The 17,695-nt window shown below is 63.2% G+C and carries 13 protein-coding genes; 8 read left to right on the top strand and 5 right to left on the bottom strand.

Annotation, left to right across the window (positions count from 1 at the left end; genetic code table 11):
- The first annotated feature begins 11 nt into the window (after window positions 1–11).
- The 4 genes from pstB (at window position 12) to phoR (ending at window position 3,762) form a co-directional block, all read left to right on the top strand.
- Window positions 12–785, top strand: coding sequence for a phosphate ABC transporter ATP-binding protein PstB (pstB, locus tag AC0969_RS18595; protein WP_479584306.1), 774 nt, complete (start codon window positions 12–14; stop codon window positions 783–785).
- 151 nt (window positions 786–936) lie between these two features.
- A complete protein-coding gene (gene phoU, locus AC0969_RS18590) occupies window positions 937–1,638 on the top strand; it encodes a phosphate signaling complex protein PhoU (RefSeq protein ID WP_479625639.1) in 702 nt (233 codons plus the stop codon).
- Window positions 1,635–2,363, top strand: a complete 729-nt coding sequence (gene phoB, locus AC0969_RS18585) for a phosphate regulon transcriptional regulator PhoB (RefSeq protein ID WP_479625638.1) — start codon at window positions 1,635–1,637, stop codon at window positions 2,361–2,363. The genes phoU and phoB overlap by 4 nt, the downstream gene beginning before the upstream one ends.
- 46 nt (window positions 2,364–2,409) lie before the next feature.
- Window positions 2,410–3,762, top strand: coding sequence for a phosphate regulon sensor histidine kinase PhoR (phoR, locus tag AC0969_RS18580; protein WP_479625637.1), 1,353 nt, complete (start codon window positions 2,410–2,412; stop codon window positions 3,760–3,762).
- Between the two features lie 98 nt (window positions 3,763–3,860).
- On the opposite strand, the gene AC0969_RS18575 is transcribed toward phoR, so the two are convergent.
- From AC0969_RS18575 to trxA, 4 genes are all read right to left on the bottom strand, one after another.
- Window positions 3,861–5,594 carry a hypothetical protein gene (locus AC0969_RS18575; protein WP_479625636.1) on the bottom strand — a complete coding sequence of 578 codons (1,734 nt, stop codon included), beginning with the start codon at window positions 5,592–5,594 and terminating at the stop codon, window positions 3,861–3,863.
- Window positions 5,595–5,669: 75 nt separating this feature from the next.
- On the bottom strand, window positions 5,670–5,954 hold the full coding sequence (locus tag AC0969_RS18570) for a type B 50S ribosomal protein L31 (protein WP_479625635.1): 285 nt from the start codon (window positions 5,952–5,954) through the stop codon (window positions 5,670–5,672).
- A 125-nt stretch (window positions 5,955–6,079) separates the two neighbouring features.
- The gene (gene rho, locus AC0969_RS18565; protein ID WP_479625634.1) at window positions 6,080–7,342 is read right to left on the bottom strand and encodes a transcription termination factor Rho; all 1,263 of its coding nucleotides are present in this window, start codon (window positions 7,340–7,342) and stop codon (window positions 6,080–6,082) included.
- Window positions 7,343–7,517: 175 nt separating this feature from the next.
- Window positions 7,518–7,850: a thioredoxin TrxA gene (gene trxA / locus AC0969_RS18560; RefSeq protein WP_479625633.1), complete on the bottom strand. Its 333-nt coding sequence runs from the start codon at window positions 7,848–7,850 to the stop codon at window positions 7,518–7,520.
- A 145-nt stretch (window positions 7,851–7,995) separates the two neighbouring features.
- Here trxA and AC0969_RS18555 point away from each other — a divergent pair, with 145 nt between their 5' ends.
- Window positions 7,996–10,518 (top strand): PD-(D/E)XK nuclease family protein, encoded by a 2,523-nt coding sequence (locus AC0969_RS18555; protein ID WP_479625632.1) that lies wholly within the window; start codon window positions 7,996–7,998, stop codon window positions 10,516–10,518.
- 189 nt (window positions 10,519–10,707) lie between these two features.
- Here AC0969_RS18555 and AC0969_RS18550 read toward each other — a convergent pair whose 3' ends face one another.
- Window positions 10,708–11,655: a LysR family transcriptional regulator gene (locus tag AC0969_RS18550; protein ID WP_479625631.1), complete on the bottom strand. Its 948-nt coding sequence runs from the start codon at window positions 11,653–11,655 to the stop codon at window positions 10,708–10,710.
- A 195-nt stretch (window positions 11,656–11,850) separates the two neighbouring features.
- On the opposite strand from AC0969_RS18550, the gene AC0969_RS18545 reads away from it, so the two are divergent.
- Genes AC0969_RS18545 through AC0969_RS18535 form a run of 3 tightly spaced genes read left to right on the top strand, consistent with a single transcriptional unit; the run spans window position 11,851 to window position 17,002 of the window.
- Window positions 11,851–12,495 carry an HAD family hydrolase gene (locus AC0969_RS18545; RefSeq protein WP_479625630.1) on the top strand — a complete coding sequence of 215 codons (645 nt, stop codon included), beginning with the start codon at window positions 11,851–11,853 and terminating at the stop codon, window positions 12,493–12,495.
- Entirely contained in the window at window positions 12,492–13,712 is a 1,221-nt protein-coding gene (locus AC0969_RS18540) for an MFS transporter (RefSeq protein ID WP_479625629.1), read from the top strand. Before AC0969_RS18545 ends, AC0969_RS18540 begins: the two co-directional genes overlap by 4 nt.
- The gene (locus AC0969_RS18535) at window positions 13,709–17,002 is read left to right on the top strand and encodes a UvrD-helicase domain-containing protein (protein WP_479625628.1); all 3,294 of its coding nucleotides are present in this window, start codon (window positions 13,709–13,711) and stop codon (window positions 17,000–17,002) included. Before AC0969_RS18540 ends, AC0969_RS18535 begins: the two co-directional genes overlap by 4 nt.
- Window positions 17,003–17,695: the final 693 nt, after the last annotated feature.

Raw genomic sequence — 17,695 nt, 5'->3', positions numbered from 1 at the left:
GAGTCTTCACCATGCAAACCACTGTTGCAAGCCCCTCCAAAATTTCGGTCAAAGACCTGAATTTCTACTACGGTAAGTTCCATGCGCTCAAGGGCATCAACATGGAAATCCCCGAAAAGAAGGTCACCGCCTTCATCGGCCCCTCGGGCTGCGGTAAGTCCACACTGTTGCGCATCTTTAACCGCATGTTTGAGCTCTACCCCGAGCAGCGCGCCGAAGGCCAGATCATCCTGGACGGCGAGAACCTGCTGACCAGCAAAAAAGACGTTGCGTTGCTGCGCGCCAAGGTCGGTATGGTGTTCCAGAAGCCTACGCCGTTTCCTATGTCCATCTACGACAACATCACCTTTGGTGTGAAGTTGTTTGAAGACCTGAACACCACCGACATGGAAGAGCGCGTCGAATGGGCGCTGCGCAAGGCCGCCTTGTGGACCGAAGTTAAAGACAAGCTCAACCAAAGCGGCTCCAGCCTGTCTGGCGGCCAGCAGCAGCGCCTGTGCATTGCACGCGGCATTGCCATCAAGCCCGAAGTACTGTTGCTCGACGAGCCCTGCTCGGCGCTGGACCCGATCTCCACCTCCAAGGTGGAAGAGCTGATCACCGAGCTGAAGAACGACTACACCGTGGTCATAGTCACGCACAACATGCAGCAGGCTGCGCGTTGCAGCGACTACACCGCCTATATGTACCTGGGCGACCTGATGGAGTTTGGTGCCACCGAAGACATCTTCTTCAAGCCCAAGCGCAAGGAAACCGAAGACTACATCACCGGACGCTTCGGCTAAAGCCTTAGGAACACCCCCAGGCTGCACACTTTGTGTTTTCGCCAACCCCCTTGCAGGGGGCAACAGCAGCAGCCTGGCGGAGCCAGTTCTGCGCTGTTTTTGAATAAGACATCGGCTTGTCTATTTCGACCCTTTTCTATTGGAGACTCTCATGCCCGATAAACATCTTTCCAGCCAGTTCGACAGCGAACTCAATGGCGTTTCCAGCCGCGTAATGGAGCTTGGTGGTTTGGTGGAGTCGCAGATCCGCCAGGCGGTTTACGCCCTGTCGCAGTTCAGCATCGAGGTGGCAGACCAGGTGGCTGAAACCGAAATCCGTGTCAATGGCATGGAAATCGAGATCGACCGCGAGTTGTCCAGCATCATTGCCCGTCGCCAACCTACGGCACGTGACCTGCGCTTGTTGATCGCCATATCGAAAACCACGGCCAATCTGGAGCGCGTGGGCGATGAAGCCAACAAGATCGCCCGCATGGCCAAGTCGATTGCCAACAGCGGCGCACCCCGTTCGCTGCCTACATTGGACCTGCGGGTGTCGGCCGACATGGCGTCTGGCCTGCTGCGCAAGGCGCTGGATGCATTTGCCCGCCTGGACACGTCTGCTGCGCTAGACATCTTGAAAGAAGACGACCTGATTGACCGCGAGTTCGACGGCTTTGTGCGCAAACTCATCACCTACATGATGGAAGACCCTCGCACCATCTCCAGCAGCCTGGATCTGTTGTTCATCGCCAAAGCCATCGAGCGCATTGGCGACCACGCCAAGAACATTGCCGAGTTCATCATCTACATCGTCAAAGGTGAAGATGTGCGACACGCCACCGTCGCCCAAGTCGAGTCGGCACTGCTATGAAAACCATGCCCCGGGTCTTGATCGTCGAAGACGAGCCCGCGATTGCCGAGCTGATTGCGGTCAACTTGCGCCACAGCGGGTTCCAGCCGACATGGGCTATGGACAGCGTGACGGCCCAGTGCGAGCTGGACGCCATGCTGCCTGACGTGATCTTGCTGGACTGGATGCTTCCGGGCGAAAGCGGTTTGTCGCTGGCCAAAAAATGGCGAGCCAACCCGCGCACCAAGGGCGTTCCCATCATTTTGCTGACCGCCCGCAGCGACGAAAACGACCGGGTGGCCGGTCTTGACGCGGGCGCCGACGACTATATTTCCAAGCCGTTTTCGACCAAGGAAATGCTGGCCCGCATCCGCGCCGTGCTGCGCCGTCGTGCGCCAGAGCCAGAGGGCGTTACCCTGCGCATTGGTGCGCTGGCACTGGATGCCGCTACCTACCGGGTGACCTACCAGGACCAGGCAGTAAAAATTGGTCCCACCGAATTCAAGCTGTTGCAGTATTTGATGAAGAACGCCGAGCGCGTGCATTCGCGTTCGCAGTTGCTGGACCGGGTCTGGGGTGACCACGTATTTATCGAAGAGCGCACGGTGGACGTGCACGTTAAGCGCCTGCGTGAGTCCCTGGGGGCCGGTGGTGTCATGGTCGAGACGGTACGCGGCGCAGGCTACCGCATCACGGCGCAGCCCGTTGTGCCCGCCCCCATCCCCACGGCGGCCTCTGCCGTTTGATTCCCAGGGTGGTTGATACACCACCCGCATTCCCTCTTTTCCCCCTATGTGGTTTCGACTTTTAAGCTTTTTGGGCCTTCAGCTTGGCGCGGGCCTGCTGGGCTGGCAATGGGCCGCCTATCCGGGCGCGCTGTCCGGTGTGGTGTTGGCGGGACTCTTCTGGATGTTGCTGGATGCCGTGCGTGGTTTGCGAGTGATGCGCTGGTTGCGCACCGGCGAGGTGGTGCAGGCCCCGCACATGCAGGGCTGGTGGGGTGAGATCATCGACCGCACCCGCCGCTGGCTGCGCCAGACGCAGCAAAAAATGCAGGATGCCGAAACCCGCCTACAGGAGTTTTTGGCCGCCATCCAGGCATCGCCCAACGGCGTGGTGCTGCTCGATGCACAAGGGCGTATCGAGTGGTGCAACCACATTGCCGCCGAGCATTTTGGTTTTGATGCCCAGCGGGATTTGCAGCAACTGATCGGCAACCTGGTGCGCGACCCGGCGTTTGCGGCCTACTACGCCGATGCCGATCCCTCTCGTGGCACCTTCATGCTGGGGCGGGGCGGCTCCGCGACCCGTCCTGTGCGTCTGTCGGTCCACTTGCATCCCTATGGCGATGGCCGCAGGCTTTTGCTCTCCCGCGATGTGACCGCACTGGAGCAGGCCGAGGCCATGCGGCGCGACTTCGTGGCCAATGTGTCTCATGAAATCCGCACGCCGCTGACCGTGATGTCAGGCTTTGTCGAAACCATGCAGAGCCTGCCACTGGACGAAGGCCAGCGCGAGCGCTACCTGGGCTTCATGGCCCAGCAGGCGCAGCGCATGCAAACCCTGGTGAGCGATTTACTCACCCTGTCCAGCATCGAAGGCAGCCCAACGCCTAGCAAGACGGAGTGGATCGTGTTGCGTGACCTGCTGGCCCAGTGCGCCCGCGAGGCCGAGGCCTTGTCTGGCATGGTCACGGCCGGGCAAACCAAGGTCCATGCACTGCGCTTTGGCCCCATGCCCGAAGGCTCCATTACCGGGGCATCGAGTGAACTACTCAGCGCTTTGTCCAACCTGGTCAGCAATGCTGTGCGCTATACGCCCGCTGGCGGCCGTATCGACGTGCGCTGGCAGCCCATGCCCGATGGGCGCGCTGAGTTTTCAGTAAAAGACACCGGGCCGGGCATCGCGTCTGAGCATCTGTCGCGCCTGACCGAGCGCTTCTACCGCGTAGACCCCAGCCGTTCCCGCGAAACCGGTGGCACGGGCCTGGGTCTGGCTATCGTCAAGCACGTGGTGCAGCGCCACGGTGCCGAGCTGCGCATCGAGAGCACGTTGGGCCAGGGATCGCGGTTTGCAATTGTTTTCCCGGCCAGTCGCTTGCGGGGTATGGTGCAACCGAATACCCATGTTTCGCTATCAAATTAATAGTTACTTGCGCATATTAAATATGCGCTAGAGCCCTAAAAAGCTTGTAACTTTCGGAGCCAGGTATTGCCCCGAGTCAATGTCAGCTAGCGTGAAAGTTAGGGCGCTGTCCGTTGGTACAGCTGGACCGCTTCACCGTTGTCGGCCCGGCGGCGCACACCCAGGCGCAGGGTCCACGTATCCCGGTCTATCTTGTGCGTCAAGGGCCGTCTGGTCGTGGCATCCACCAGTAGCCATGTGCACTGGTTTGCAGAATGGAGAGGCTTCAAGACCAGATGGCCGTGGTATTGGAACGCTGCAATTTGCCCACGGGTCAGGTTGTCGAACGCGACACAGTCGGGCAGGGCGCGTGCCGGGCTGTGCGCGCGGATGGCTCGGTCGATGTTGTGCACCAGTGGCAGATAGCTGCGGCCAAAATCCGCAGCCGACAGGCCCAAGGTCATCAGCAGCAACCAGCACAGCGCAGTGCCACCCGCAGGCAAGACCAGACTCTTCCAGATGGCCGAACGGTGGCGGCCGACCCGCCATTTCACCAGCCAAATCCAGACCAGCGAGGCACCCAGTGCCACCACAAACGGCAGCCACTCAAAACGGGGCATGAAACCGGGGAGCAAACGGGCCAAATTGGCGGCGGGTTGGCGTGGTACACCGGTTTGTGCGGCCACCCAGACGACCCAGATCATCAGGGCAAAGATGGTGAAAAACAGCATTGTGAACCAGTCCACCAGTGCACTGACCGGGCGGCTCAGGGTGGGCAGGGCGAATGCCGCCAACGTGGCCATTGCGGGTAGGGCCAGCATCAGGGCGCGGTCTGCTGCATTGGTGCTCAGCGTAGCACCCAGGGCCACGGCCGCAAACCATAGCGGTAGGGCCAGGTGGCGGCCAAAATTTCCACTGGTGAGTTGTCGCCGCCAGCGCCACAGCGTCCAGAGTGCCAGCGGCCAAACCGGCCAGGTAAACCACAGCAACAGCCGGGCTAGATTGCGCAGGCTAGGCCAGTCGGTTCTGGGTAGCTCAACACGCCAACGCCACTGTGCCAGTGTCCAGGCCAACCCCGCCACAGCGGCAGTGATCAGCAGCAACGCCGCGCACCAGCGCAGGCTGCGGGATGCATCACATGGCGCACCGGGGTCGGGATCTTCGCGGTCCAGGTAGCAGACCAGCGCACCGCCCAAACCCAGCAGCACCGCCATCGTGGGCGCACCTGACAAAGCCAATCCAGCCAGACCCAGTACCGCACCGATGGCCGGTATCCAGGTGCGGTAAGGCATGGCCGCAAGTGCGAAAAAGCTGAGTGCGGTGAACGCTAGTTGCGCCAGTGCCGGGGTGGTTTCGTGCGACAACTGCGCCATTCCCAGGCAGGCAATCATCGCCAGCAGGCCACCATCGGCCATGGCCCGGGCGTAGTCAGCAGGTTGGGCCTCGCCACCAAAAGCAAATGCGACTGGCTGGGCGCGCGGGCTGCGGGCCAGGTAGTACACCGCGTACCAGGTACAGGCCAGGGCCATTGCCAGTAGCAGCATGAACGGAATGCGTGCCACAAAATCGGCGGGCCAGCTGTTGGGGGCCAGTTGTATGGCCCAGGCTCCCAGCCAGTAGGGCAGCAAAGCTTCAATCTCTGGCGGCATACCCTGGAGTTTGGGCTGCAACCACGAAGTGCTGCCCCGCACCAGTTCGGCCATATAGCCAAATGCCGCTATGTCGTTGTTGCGCCAGGGCGCACGTCCGATGAAGCCGGGCAGCACATACGCCAGGCACAACAGCCAGAGCGCAATGCGCGGCAAACGGCGAACAGCGCTTTGCGCAACGATGGCGGGTGTAGTTTGGTTCACAGGCTGAGGATATTACGGCCAATAAAAAAGGCAGCGCGGATAAACCGGGCTGCCCCTTCAAAGATGCGAGAAAACTTATTCTGCTGCGGCGACTGGAGCGGCTGCAACAACAGCGGTCTTGCCGAAACGGTTGCGGAAGCGCTCGACGCGGCCGCCCATGTTGTCCACAGACTTTTGCGTGCCGGTGTAGAAAGGATGGGATTCGCTGGAGGTGTCCAGCTTGTACAGCGGCAGTTCGCGGCCGTCTTCCATCTTGATCATTTCCTTGGCGTTAACGCACGAACGGGTCACGAACTTAAAGTTGTTCGACAAGTCCATGAAGCACACGTCACGGTAGTTGGGGTGAATGCCAGCTTTCATTATTTATTCCTTGTTCAATTGCGTTAGCCGCCCGGTGCCTTGGGAAATTTTTTTGCCCAATTTAAAAGCCCGGTACTTTTCGCGATTAGCCTTCGATTATATCCCGAAAATTCAGGCCCTTGGCTTTAGCCGCCCCGGCGCATCATGTCGAAGAACTCGTTGTTGTTCTTGGTGGACTTCATGTTTTTCAACATCAGTTCCATCGACTCGATTTCGTCCATGTTGTACATGAACTGGCGCAGGATGCGGCTCTTTTGCAGAATCTCGGGCGACAGCAGCAGCTCTTCGCGGCGGGTGCCGCTGCGGTTGAGTTGCATCGACGGGAATACGCGCTTCTCATACAGGCGCCGGTCCAGGTGGATTTCGCAGTTGCCGGTACCCTTGAATTCTTCAAAGATCACTTCGTCCATGCGGCTGCCGGTGTCGATCAGTGCGGTGGCGATGATGGTCAGCGAGCCGCCTTCTTCGACGTTGCGGGCGGCACCCAGGAAGCGCTTGGGGCGTTGCAGCGCGTTGGAATCCACGCCGCCGGTCAGTACCTTGCCAGAGCTGGGTACCACGTTGTTGTAGGCGCGGGCCAGGCGGGTAATCGAGTCCAGCAGGATCACCACGTCTTTTTTCAGTTCCACCAAACGCTTGGCGCGTTCGATCACCATCTCGGCCACGTGCACGTGGCGGGCGGCTGGTTCGTCAAACGTGGAGGCAATCACCTCACCCTTGACCGAGCGCTGCATTTCGGTCACTTCTTCTGGGCGCTCGTCTACCAGCAGCACCATCATGTGGCTGTCCGGGTAGTTGGCGGCAATCGCATGCGCGATGTGCTGCATCATCACGGTCTTGCCGCTCTTGGGCGGGGCCACCAGCAGGGCGCGCTGGCCCTTGCCGATGGGGGCCACGATGTCGATGATGCGGCCGGTGATGTTTTCTTCGCCCTTGATGTCGCGTTCCAGCTTCATCTGCTCTTTGGGGAACAGCGGGGTCAAGTTTTCGAACATGACCTTGTGCTTGTTTTCTTCCGGGCCGCCGCCGTTGACCTTGTCGAGCTTGTTTAGCGCAAAGTAGCGCTCGCCGTCTTTGGGCGTACGCACTTCGCCTTCGATCATGTCGCCGGTGTGCAGGTTGAAGCGACGCACCTGGCTGGGGCTGATGTAGATGTCGTCGGTGCTGGCGGTGTAGCTGGTGTCGGGGCTGCGCAAGAAGCCGAAGCCGTCGGGCAAAATTTCCAGCACGCCATCGGCAATGATCTGCTCGCCGGTGCGGGCGCGCTTTTTGATGATGGCAAACATCAGCTCTTGCTTGCGCATACGGCCGGTGTTCTCAATTTCAAGTTCTTCGGCTTGTTTGAGGACTTCAGACACGTGCAGTGCCTTGAGTTCGTTTAAGTGCATGGAATGACTCCTGTGCGGAGTTCAGAGAAGGGAAAAGGGGGGAGGTTTTGAGGAGGCTAGAAGGGCCTCACAAACCGAACAACTCGAACCGCTGTGCACAAGGGCAGGCGGGTGAATCGGTGAATTATGACAGGAAAAAATGAAGCCACCGCGAGGGTGGCTGGGTGCTAATCGATCAGGCCAGTTGCTGGTCGATAAAGGCCGTCAGTTGCGACTTGCTCATGGCGCCCACTTTGGTGGCGGCCAGCTCGCCGCCCTTGAAAATCATCAAGGTGGGGATGCCGCGAATGCCGAACTTGGCGGGGATGTCGCGGTTTTCATCCACATTCATTTTGGCGATTTGCAGCTTGCCTTCATAGCCGGTGGCCACTTCGTCGAGAATCGGTGCAATCATCTTGCAAGGACCGCACCATTCGGCCCAGTAATCGACCAGCACCGGGGTGGTGGCCTGCAAAACGTCCGCATCGAAAGTTGCGTCCGTGACATGTTTGATGAGTTCGTTGGCCATGGGAATTTCCTTAAAACAGAGTGCCGAGACGACTAAAGTTGCGGCATTGTGACAGAAACCAAGAGCCTGCGTCGCTCGCTGCGGCGCTATCACAGGCATAGCGAAACCCCATTACCCCCTCTGCGCTGCCGCACTAAATATGTCTATGTCTTCCGACCCCTTGTGGTTTGCCCCTGGCACCGGCCTGCTGGCCCAAATACAGCAGTCGATGGTGCAGCGCCAGGCCCATCCCGCGCGCACCGTGGTCTTGCTGCCTTATGCGCAACTCATGCCGGTGGCCAACCGTTTTTGGCTACAGGCCCAGCCTGACGGGTTCACGCCGCGCTTCGAGTCCACGCTGAACTGGTCGCATGGCCTGGGCGGTGCGGCGCTGGGCCCGCACGATCTGCGGTTTGATACCGCTATGGACATGCTGCAAGCCCCAGCCATGCTGGAGGGCGCGGGTTTGGGCGCGCAACGCGAAGCCTTGTCGGCCCGGCTGGTGGATGCCGCCCACCAGTTGGCCCCGCTGGTGGCTGCCGTGCCGCCGCCACAGCGTGCCGACTGGGCCGCGCGGGCCCGCGATGCCGTGGGTTTGGGCATGGAGGCCCCGGTGCTGGCGCTGGAATGCGTGGTGGCCCGCATCGCGCTGGAATGGGCCGCCGCCTCCAGCTATGCCACCGACGTGCTGTGGAGCGACAGCGTGCCCGCCGCGCTGGACTGCATCATCGTGCTCGATGGCTTTCAGACCGATCCACTGGTCGAAGCCCTGTGCGCCGCCTGGGGCGACAAGGTAACCCGCCTAACCCGCGCCGCGCCACCACCGCCGCCCATGCCCGCCATGCACGAGGCCAGCGACTCCGAAGACGAAGCCCAGCGCGCTGCCGCCTGCGTATTGCGCCACATCGAGGCGGGCCGCAGCCCGGTCGCCTTGGTCGCCACCGACCGCCTGCTGACCCGCCGCATCCGCGCCATGCTGGCCGCCCAGCACGTGCGCATCCGCGATGAAACCGGCTGGAAGCTGTCCACCACCCGGGCCGCCGCGCAGCTGGTGGTGACGCTGCGGGCGGCCCGCTGGGATGCCAGCAGCGACGCGGTGCTGGATTGGCTGAAAAACGCCCCCACGTTCCGCCCCCGCACCGTGCAAACGCTGGAGAAAGCGCTGCGCAAAGCGTCCGTGCAAAGCTGGTCCGCTTGGAGCCCCGAGGCCACGCCCAAGCACCCCGCCGTGTCCGATGCCGTGCGCCTGGCCAACGACTTGCGTGCCAGCCTGCAAGCCGCCCGCCCGCTGGCCGCCTGGCTGGCTGGCGTGCGCGCCTTGCTGCAAACCAGCGGCCAGTGGGCCGTGCTGGAGGCCGATGCCGCCGGGGCCAAACTACTCTCGGCCCTGCGCCTCAACATAGGTGCCGAGGCCGAATTTGCCGACTTTCCCCAAGCCGCCCGTCGCCTGCGCCTAGCCGAGTTCAGTACCTGGGTGGGCGACGCGCTGGAGGCCGCCAGCTACGTGCCCGACCACCCGCAGGACGAACAGGTGGTGGTGTTGCCGCTGAGCCAGTTGCTGGCCCGCCCGTTTGCTGCGCTGGTGTTGCCCGGCTGCGACGAGGTGCGCTTGGCCGTGTCGCCCGAGCCGCCCGGTGCCTGGACCGCCGCGCAGCGCGAAGCCCTGGGCCTGCCGTCCCGCGCCGTGCTGGAGGCCGCCGCCCGTGCCGCCTGGGCCAATGCCCTGCAAACCCCGCATACCGATGTGCTGTGGCGGCAAAGCGATGCCTCGGGCGAAACTTTGCTGGCCAGCCCGCTGGTGCAGGCGCTGAGGGTGGCTGAAGCTGCGCCCCTGGCGGCCGACCCGCGCATTCCGCGCAGCCTCACGCCGCTGCCCAGCGAACGGCCTTTGCCGGTGGGTGCGGCGTTGCCGATCACCCGCCTGTCGGCTAGCGCCTACGAGGATTTGCGCCGCTGCCCGTACCGCTTCTTCGGCCTGCGCCAACTCGGCCTGCAAGAGCCGCAAGAGCTGACTGGCGAAGTGGACAAGCGTGACTTTGGCACCTGGTTGCACGCGGTGCTAAAAATCTTCCATGAGGCGTTAAATAAGGCTCCAGCGCAATCAGTACCTGCGCGAGTAGCTATGATTAATGTAGCGTCTGAGCAGGTCACGCAAGACATGCACCTGGAGCCGGGCGAATTCTTGCCCTTTGCCTCTGCCTGGCCCCGCGTGCGCGATGGCTACCTGGACTGGCTGGCCCAGCACGAAGCCGCCGGTGGCGTATTTGAACAAGCCGAAAGCGCGCTGGAGCTGCCGTTGGGCCCGCTGACCCTGATCGGCACCATCGACCGGGTAGACCAAATGCACGCCGACGGCAGCCGCACCGCGCTGGTGATTGATTACAAAACCGAAAACGCCCAAGCCACGGTCAAGCGCATCCAGCAGCCGCTGGAAGACACCCAGCTCGCCTTTTACGCCGCCCTGTTGCCCCACGACACATTGCGTGCCGCCTATCTCAACGTGGGCGAAAAAGACGGCAGCCAGCTGTTCGAACAAACCGAAGTGGTGGAGGCCCGCGACGCGCTAATCCACGGAATCATCGACGACATGCAACGCATTGCCGGTGGCGCGACGTTGGCCGCGCTGGGCGAGGGTGCGGCCTGCACTTTTTGCGCCGCACGCGGCCTGTGCCGCAAGGACTGGTGGTGACTTAGCTCACCCCCAGGCTACAGCGCAAGCGCTTTTCGCCAACCCCCTTGCAGGGGGCAACAGCAGCAGCCCGGCGGAGCCGGTTCTGCGCTGTTCGCGAAGGGGCTTCGCTGCGCTTGCCTGGAAAAGTGCTGTGTTTTTTATAGCGGGCATCTAAGGTGCTATATGCGCTAGAGGCCTAAAAGGCATCTAATCCTGCAAGCTACCGTAGCGCTCTAGCCATCGGCAAAACGCCACCGCGCACGGGTTCTGCGTGGCTTGCGGCGACATGATCCAGTAGTTCGTGCGGTCACACAGGGTCAGGGTGGGGAAGGGCGTGTGCAGCAGGCCACTGGCCAGTTCTTCGCGCAGTTGCAGCGGGTTGCCCAGGGCGATGCCCAAGCCTTGCATGGCGGCCTGCACGGCCAGGTGGGCATGGTCAAAGGTGACGAGGTGGCGCGGTGGCTGTGCGGGGTGCCCGGCCAGGGCCAGCCAGTCCTGCCAGACCAGCGGGGTGGACCGGCTGTGCAGTAGCGTGCGCGACAGCACATCGCCCGGTGTGGCCAGGGGCGGTGGCCCGGCCAGCACCTGCGGGCTGCACACGGGGGTCAGGGTGTTGGGCAGGAAGGCCCCCAGCACCACGTCCCGCCAGGGGGCGTGCTGGCGCAGGCTGGCCAGCTCGCTGTCGGTAAAGCAGCGGATGGACACATCAAAAGCCGCAGGGTCGAAATCGGTGGAATGGACGGTGGTGGACAGCTGCACGTCCACGCCCGGCAGCTCGGCACAAAACCGGGCGAGTTGCGGAATCAGCCACTGTGCCGAGAGCGAGGCCATCGAGTTCACCAACAAGGCGTTGCTTCGCGGCTGGCGCTGCACCTGGGCCGTGGCGTTGGCCATCTGGTCGAAGGCGCTGCGCAGGCTGGGCAGGTAGGCCGCGCCCTCGGCCGTGAGCCCCAGGCCCCGGCCGCTGCGCTGCACCAGTGGAACGCCCAGCCAGGATTCCAGTGCCTTGATCTGGTGGCTGACCGCGCTTTGCGTCACATGCAGCTCCTGCGCGGCCAGGGTCACGCTCTCGCAGCGGGCGGCGGCTTCAAAAGCCCGCAGCATGCCCAAGGGCGGCAGCCGACGGGGGGTGTTTTTGGCATGAGCTGAGTTCATGGTTTTGGCAAAATTTCTCGATGGTTACAGAGCCATATTGCCACTAGCATAGCGCCGTAATGCGCATCGCCCAATCAGTAATTTGGCTCATGCAGAGCGGGCTCCTGAAGGCCGCTTGCCGTGGCCGGAACCCTGCGCCCTGGCGCGTTGCATAAATGCTTTACCCTTGGTCTCCGCCTGATAAGGAATTTCCCCTTGCTCTCCAAATCTTCCTCCAAAACCGCCGTATTCGACCTGGGTGCCGTGCTGCTGCACTGGCAGCCCACCGAGATCATCCAGCACGAGCTGCCCCAGCACGCGCCCACCTTCGATGCTGCGCAGGCGCTGAGCGAACGCATCTTCCAGGGCCTGCACCCGGGCGCTACCTGGGCCGCATTCGACCGGGGCACGGTGGAGCCGGAGCCGCTGGCCGCCTTGCTGGGCGCACAAAGCGGGGTGGATGCGGCGGAGATGCTGCGTTTCATCCACGCTGTCCCCAACCATCTGCACACCAAGCAAGACACCGCCGCGCTGCTGCCGCGTTTGCAGGCGCAGGGGCACCGGTTGGTGTATTTGTCGAACATGCCCACTGCGTATGCCGACCGGCTGCTGGACGAGCGGGATTTCTTTGGCCACTTTGAAGACGGCATTTTTTCGGCCCGGGTGGGGCTGGTGAAGCCTGAGCACGCCATCTACGCGCTGGCCGAAACCCAGTTTGGCCTGACCCCGGCGGACACGGTGTTCATCGACGACAACGCCTACAACGTGGCCACAGCGCGGGCGCGGGGCTGGCAGGCGATCCAGTTTCTGGACGCGGCGCAGTGCGAGCGCGATTTGCTGGAAATGGGGTGGCTGGCATGAAGACCGATACCTTGGATACCGCCCCCACCCCAACCCTCCCCCGGGAGGGGCGGGAGTTAGCCGCCGGACACCGCTTCGGCCTGCACCTGCCGGCCGAATGGCGGGTGTTTGCGGCCTTCTTCATGTACTCGTTTGGCCTGGGCGGCATTTTTCCCCGGCTGGGCGAAATCCAGCGCGGCATGGGCGTGGGCGAGGGCGCTTTGGGGCTGGCGTTGATCGGCACGGCAGCGGGCACCTTGGTGTCGCTCACCTGGGCCAGTCGGCTGCTGGCGCGCATCGGTTACCGCCGGGCGCTGCTGGTGCTTACGCCGCTGATTGCGCTGTTTTTTGCCATCGCCAGCTGGGCCAGCGGGCCGCTGCTGTTGTTCATGTGCCTGGTGCCTGCGGGTCTGTGCGTCGGCTTGGTGGAGGTGGTGGTGAATGTGGAGGCGGACCGGGTCGAGCACCAGCTGGGCCGCCGCATCATGAACCGTGCCCACGCGTTTTGGAGCTTTGGCTTTTTTGCCGCCGGGCTGGTGGGCGCGGGTATGGCGCAGTTGGGGCTAAGCCCGCAATTGCATCTGGCGCTGATGGTTCCCGTGTCGCTGGTGGCCACGCTGCTGCTGCTGGGGCGTTTTAGCCCGGCCCCGCTGCGCGAAAGCACTTCCGAGGAAGCCCCGCACTTTGCCCGCCCCACCTGGGCCATCATGGCGCTGGTCTGCGTCACGCTGTCGGCCATGCTGCTCGAAGGCGCGGGCGCGGACTGGTCGGCTATCTATATGCGCGACGTGTTTGCTGCCTCGCCCCTGCTGTGCGGGCTGGCGGTGGCGGCGGGCATGTTTGCCCAGGCGCTGATGCGGTTTTTTGCCGACGGGCTGGTGGAGCGCTTCAACCCGGTGGCCTTTGCCCGCAGTTTGCTGGTGGTGCTGGGTTGTGGCGCGCTGCTGGTGGTGCTGGCCCCATCGCCCGCGCTGGCGCTGCTGGGTCTGGGGCTGATGGGCGTGGGCACCAGCGGCATCTTTCCGCTGGCCATGTCCGCAGCGGCGCAGCGCACCGACCGGCCGGCCGCCGTCAATGTGGCGGCGCTGGCGCAGATTTCGTTTGTGGTGTTTTTGCTCGGCCCGCCGCTGCTGGGCCAGGTGGCCGAGCACTTCGGCATCCGCAGTTTGTATGGAGTGTGCCTGCCGTTTGTGCTGCTGAGTCTGGTGGCAGCGGGTGCTTTGGGTAAAAAGAAATGACCCAAGCCGCCTACGAACACAACGGCCACCCAGTTGAGCGCGCCGCCTTTTACGCTATCGCCTGCGACCCCCGGCGTAGCATCGCGGTCGAAGCCTGCGCGGGCGCGGGCAAAACCTGGATGCTGGTGTCGCGCATCCTGCGGGCCTTGCTGGAGGGCAGCCTGGCCAAGGACGGCAAAGGCACCTCCGCCCACGAAATCCTGGCCATCACCTTCACCAAAAAAGCCGCCGGTGAAATGCGCCAGCGGCTCAACGAATGGCTGGTCGCATTCGCCCAGGCCACGCCGGAGCAACTGGCCGATGAACTGCTGGCCCGTGGCGTGCCCTCCGCACAGATTGCCCTGCAAGCCCCGGCCCTCAAAAACCTCTACCCCCAGCTGCTGGCCAGCGCCCGGCCGGTGCAAATCCGCACCTTCCACAGCTGGTTTGCCGCCCTGTTGCGCACTGCGCCGCTGGCGGTTTTGCAAGACCTGGGTCTGCCCGCCAACTACAGCCTGTTGGAAGACGATACCGAGGCCGTCACCGCCGTGTGGCCGCGTTTTTACGCCACCGTGGTGGACAGCCCCAGCGCCCGTGCCGACTTTGAAGCGCTGGTGGCCGTGCATGGCCGCTTCCAGGCGCACAAGGCACTGGCAGCCGCGCTGAACAAGCGCGTTGAGTTTGTGCTGGCCGATGCGCAGGGCGTGGTGGATGCGTCCGTGCCGCCGTTCGATGCGCAGTTTCCCGCCTTCTCTGGGCTGGCCGCGCCCGAGGATTTGCTGTGGGCCCAGCGTCCGCTGCTGCAAGAGGCCGCAGGCAACCTGGGCCGCGCCAGCGCCGTCACCTTTTCGGCGGCAGGCAGTGCGCTGGAGCAGGCTTTAACCGCCCACGATGCCCCCGCCGTTCTGGCCGCCTTGCTGACGCAAAAAGGCACGCCCCGCAAGTTCGGTGAAAAGATCGTCGGCATCGCCACCGTGCGCACCGCGCAAGACCTAGCGTTGCTAGTGGCCCAGGCCCAGCTCCAAAACGCCGCCTGGGCGCACCAGCAGCGCATGGCCCGGCTCACCCGCGTGCTGATCGCCGAGCTGGCCGCCCTGAAATACGAGCGCGGTTGGGTCGATATGAACGACGTGGAGCGCGCCGCGTCCGTCATGCTGTCCGACCCCGTGCTCAGCGGCTGGGTGCAGGAACGGCTGGATGCCAAGGTCAAGCACCTGCTGATCGACGAATTCCAGGACACCAGCCCGCTGCAGTGGCAGGCCCTGCACGCCTGGCTCAGCGGCTACGCCGGGGCAGCCGGTGCGCCCAGCGTCTTCATCGTGGGCGACCCCAAGCAAAGCATTTACCGCTTCCGCCGTGCCGAGCCCCAGGTGTTCCGCGCCGCCCAGGCCTTTGTGGTGGACGGGCTGGGCGGCGATCTGCTCAGTTGCGACCACACCCGCCGCAACGCCCCGCCGGTGATGGCCGCCGTCAACGCCGTCATGTCCGCCGCGCAGGCTGCGGGCGCATACGACGGCTTCCGCGACCACACCACCGAATCCACCGCCCTTGGAGCCCTGCGCTGCCTGCCCGCCATCCCCCGCGATGCCAATGCCGCCGCCGTGCAGACCGCAGATGGCGGCTGGCGCGACAGTCTGGGCACGCCGCGCGAAGAGCCCGAAGACACCCTGCGCACCCTGGAATGCCGCCAGGCCGCCCAGTGGCTGGCCGGGCAACTGGGCGACGGCCTGCGCCCCAAAGACGTGATGGTGCTGGCCCGCCGCCGCGAGCGCCTGGGCCACATGCGCGATGCCCTGCGTGCCCTGCACATCCCCACCCAGCAGCCCGAAAAAGCCGACCTGGCCGACGCGCCCGAGGTGCAAGACATTGCAGCACTGCTAGACGCGCTGGTGTCCACCCACCACGATTTGTCGCTGGCCCAGGCGCTGAAATCCCCGCTGTTTGGCGTGGCCGATGCAGATTTGGTGCACCTGGCCCAGCTACAGCGCGCCGCCCGCGCCACTGTCCCCGAATTAGCTCCCTCTCCCCTCGGGGGAGAGGGCCGGGGTGAGGGCCTGCCCCCGCTTCCCGCATCCGACAGCACCTGGTGGAGCCTGCTACACAATACAGAGCACCTCCCGCAGGCGCTATCTACGCTAGCGCCTGTTTTGATGCAATGGAAGCAGTGGCTGGATGCACTGCCCCCGCACGACGCGCTGGATGCCATCTACGCCCACGGCGACGTGCTGGCCCGCTTCGCCGCCGCCGCGCCCGCCGCCCTGCGCACCTCGGTGCTGGCCAATCTGCGCGCGGTGCTCGGCACGGCCTTGCAGCTCAACGAAGGCCGTTTCGCCACGCCCTACGCCCTGGTGCGGGCCCTCAAGGCAGGCGGTGTCAAAGCCCCGGTCACCAGCGCCCCAGATGCCGTGCGCCTGCTTACCGTGCACGGAGCCAAGGGCCTGGAGGCCGCGCTGGTGCTGCTGCTGGACACCGATTCCCCGCCCAGCAAAGCCGAAACGATGGGCGTGCTGGTGGACTGGCCCGGCGAGGCCGAAGCCCCGGTGCGCCTGGTCTTTTTGGCCAGCGAATCGAATCCGCCCGCCTGCGTGGTGGACGTGCTGGCCATCGAGCAAGCCGCCCGCCAGCGCGAAGAGCTCAACGGCCTGTATGTGGCCATGACCCGCGCCCGCAGCCAACTGGTGCTGTCGTGCGTGGTGCCGCACAAGGCGGTGGAGGGTTCGTGGTGGCAGCGTTTACAGCCGCTGGGCGAGATGGTGGGGCCGCTGGCTGCCGCCGATCCGCTGGAGGCCGCTGCGGCGGATGTCGATTTCACCCTGCTGGTCGTGCCGGATATCGGTCTGCAAGTCGCCCCCAAGCGCCCCGAGCCGGAAGTGGATGCCTCTCTGGAGTCGCGCATTGGCCAGGCCATGCACCGCCTGCTGGAGTGGGGTACGGCCGATGCCATCCAGCAGCAGGCCGCAGCCCGTGAGTTTGGTTTGGATGCCGCGCAGTCCCAGAAAGCCGCCACGATGGCCGCCGCCATCCGTGCCGGGGAGGGGGCTTGGGCGTGGAATGCCGAGGTTATTGATTGGGCTGGTAACGAGGTGGCCCTGAACTACCAGGGCAAGACCTTGCGGCTAGACCGTCTGGTGCGCCGTAAGGACACGGGTGCGTGGTGGGTGCTGGACCACAAGTCCAAAGCCCAGCCGCAGCGCGATGCGGGGTTGGTGCAGCAGTTGGAGACGTACCGGGCGGCTTTGCGGGTGTTGTATCCGGGGGCCGTGGTGGAGGCGGCGTTTTTGACGGGAGCGGGGGGGCTAGTGGTGGTTTGAATGCTCAATGTAGCCGCTCAGCCGATGCCGAAGGCAGTCGGATGAAGCGGCTTGTTGTGCGTAGATTCACAGCCCATTCTTGATGGCCTGCTTAACGATTGGTGCAACCGAAGTCGAAGTTATTCCGCGACTTTGGCAATACGGAGACTGCAACCACCCTGACAAGGACTTTTGCCCTTTACTCGCATTGCACCCGCAGCAACACAGAGCAATGTTTTCTTTAGTGATGATGGTCGCATCATTGATGATGTGCTCCCAACTTGCAGCCGACTTTCTGGAAATGGTAAAGGGTGTAAAAATTTTGTTGCAGTACACGCAGGAGGTGTCACGGGCGCGAACCTCTGTTTCTAACCAAAACGGAATCTTCCAATTATTTGCCATTTAGTGTGGGTTCCCTTGTGAATGTCGCAACATATATAAACACTTCCGTGCGTCCTGAGGATTGCATTAATCGCTCCAATATGGACAGCCAAATGCTGTTAATACCCCATCGTTATGCTCTGGGCTCTTCAGTTTTTTAACGGTGTGAGGTCGTAATATTTTCAGATAAAGCTGTTGACGGGCGTTGCACTATATATGGCTCTCTTCCGTTTCGGGTGGCGCACCACGGGCTAGAAAATTGTGTTGACATCCAATCCCAAAGGAGAAACACAAATGCAAGAAGCGTTATTTTGCCAAGCACTGGGACTGTCA

It is taken from the genome of Rhodoferax sp. LB1P47 (assembly GCF_056521445.1).
The sequence above is the reverse complement of the archived record's forward strand: the minus strand, read 5'-3'. Positions and strand labels throughout refer to the sequence as shown.